Origin of the sequence: Aequorivita flava, assembly GCF_038742595.1 — a bacterium.
In the GTDB taxonomy this organism is placed as follows: Bacteria; Bacteroidota; Bacteroidia; order Flavobacteriales; family Flavobacteriaceae; genus Aequorivita; species Aequorivita marisscotiae.
Genome location: NZ_JBANCF010000032.1, coordinates 1 through 2,259 on the forward strand (window position 1 = coordinate 1; position 2,259 = coordinate 2,259).

General features: G+C 29.1%; 2 protein-coding genes. Both read left to right on the top strand.

What is annotated here, in order from left to right; all coding sequences use genetic code 11:
- Positions 1 to 159: 159 nt before the first annotated feature.
- On the top strand, positions 160 to 1,236 hold the full coding sequence (locus VZD24_RS15160; protein ID WP_342688105.1) for a DUF2971 domain-containing protein: 1,077 nt from the start codon (positions 160 to 162) through the stop codon (positions 1,234 to 1,236).
- A gap of 162 nt (positions 1,237 to 1,398) precedes the next feature.
- Positions 1,399 to 2,130: a hypothetical protein gene (locus VZD24_RS15165; RefSeq protein WP_115124810.1), complete on the top strand. Its 732-nt coding sequence runs from the start codon at positions 1,399 to 1,401 to the stop codon at positions 2,128 to 2,130.
- The last annotated feature ends 129 nt before the right edge of the window (positions 2,131 to 2,259 follow it).

Consider the following 2,259-nt stretch of genomic DNA (forward strand, 5'->3'; position numbering starts at 1 on the left):
CCATATATAAGCTATGGCTTGGTCTGTCCACACTTGGAAAATCCTGCGGATTTTCCAAAGCCAGTTTTTATCAGGAAAGGTCTGTGCCGATACACGCCACAGCTCATATACATAAACGTTGTGTGTAAGCATAAAAAAACCTCATAATTCCATAAAAATTTGAATAAATTATTTAAATATAGACCTCTATCGGAATTCTTATTCAAGGAATTGTTTTATCAAGAACTTTATTTTGCTTCTTACGATGAACTTAATGACCCTTTAGATTTAAGTGCAAGAATCGAATTTACATCAAAGGATAGAGAAGCAATTGAATATTTAATTTGGTTTATTTTCAAAACCCAATTTGATTTTGACAATCTTCAAAACACAAATGAAAAAATAACGAAACTTCTAAAGTTTAATAAAGACAAGAATGCTCAAAATTTATTAATTGAAGATATTTTTAAAAATGTAAATGAAGCTCTTATAAATCAAGATAACATTTGGACATATGATATTATAAAAATTATAAATGATTCAATAAAAAACACAAAAACTGACATAGTATTCGATTCTCAAAGATTTAAAGAAGAATTAGAAAGATTAACAAATAAGTTTTTAAAAAATAGTTACGTTACTTGTTTTTCAGAAACAAATGATGATTTCTTAATGTGGTCACACTATGCAAGTAAACATAGTGGTATTTGTCTTGAATTTAATCTTGAAAACGGAGGAGCATTTCCTTACGAAAGAAATCATAAACGAGAAATTGACAGAGAAAAATACAAGAAAAGAATGTCGAAATGGGATACTTCATCTTCAATTTATTGGGATAGAATTAGAAAAGTAAGTTATGAAGATGAGCAACCATTTATCAACTTTTACAATTTTGCTGTAGTTTTTGAAAACGAACACGATTGTGATTTAATTGGACTTTCTAAATCTTGGACTCATAAATATGCTCAAGAATTAGAATGGGTTTTTTCAACCAAGACAAAAAGTTGGAAATATGAAAAAGAATGGAGAGCCATTAAAATTAACTTTGATAACCCAAAAGAACCCGAGGAAAGAATTAGACATTACCCAATTGAATCTTTGTCATCAGTATATTTTGGAATTAATACACCAAAAAAAACAAGAAACAGAATATATAAAACATTGAATAATAAGAATTCAGAAATTGAGTTTTTTGAATCTAAATTAAACGGAACTAATTTAATTGAATTTTCCTATTGGGAATTTCAAGAAGAATAAAGCCTACACACAACAATGGCTATAAGTAATTGCTTGTTCTCGCCTACTTCTGAAAATCCTCGCGGATTTTCAGTTTGGTGTGTACTTGCAAAGTTAAGTGCTAAACCACGCAACTACTCATAGCCGAGACCGTTGTGCTTCATTATCAGAAACCGCTAACCAATGATAAAATTCTTTAGAAAAATTAGGCAAAGACTACTTTCTGATAACAAATTCAGTAAGTATCTGATTTATGCCGTCGGAGAGATTATCCTTGTTGTTATCGGGATTTTGATTGCTTTGCAGGTCAACAATTTAAATGAAGTTCGAAAATCAAATTTGGAATTGAACAAAATAAACCAAAACTTGATTCAGGAATTTGAATCTAATCAAAAAGCTCTAAATATAGCATTAGGTGGATTGAAATGGACAAAACGTGGAGGTTTAAAAATACTCTCAATGATGGGGAAATCAGAAAGTGAACTGAACCGTACAAATATTGATAGCTTGATAGAAACCTCACTTTTTTGGCCAACTTGGAAACCGACTAATTTTGTCTTAAACGAACTCAAAAGCACAGGTAAATTGTCATTAATTAAAAATAATAAGATAAAGGAACTACTTTTTGAATATGAACGACAATCTGAAAATGTAAATGAATGGAATAGACGTATGGAAAAAAGTTCGCAGGATATTGTTGATTACATCAAAAATTATGGTTCATTGAGGAATGTAAACCATAATCGAATATCAATTAAAAAGTCTGATTTGGATTTTAACAATATTAGTTTCTTTAATGATTTAAAATTTGAAAATCAAGTTGATGAGAAAGTACTTTATTCGCAATTTTTGGAAAATGTTTATGCAGAAACGGATAAATTAATCAGTGAAATTTTAGAAGAAACCAGAAAATAACGAAAGCACAACAAAGAACTGAGGTAAAAAACAACATATTTCTTCATTAATTTTTGACATTATTATTCTAGGCTTACAGATTGAAAGATGGATCTATAAGCTGTTTTTTTATTTAGATTTTGGTTATTT

Excerpts from the sequence above, each read along its gene's own strand:
- VZD24_RS15165 (WP_115124810.1), top strand. The coding sequence starts at position 1,399 with ATGATAAAATTCTTTAGAAAAATTAGGCAAAGACTACTTTCTGATAAC.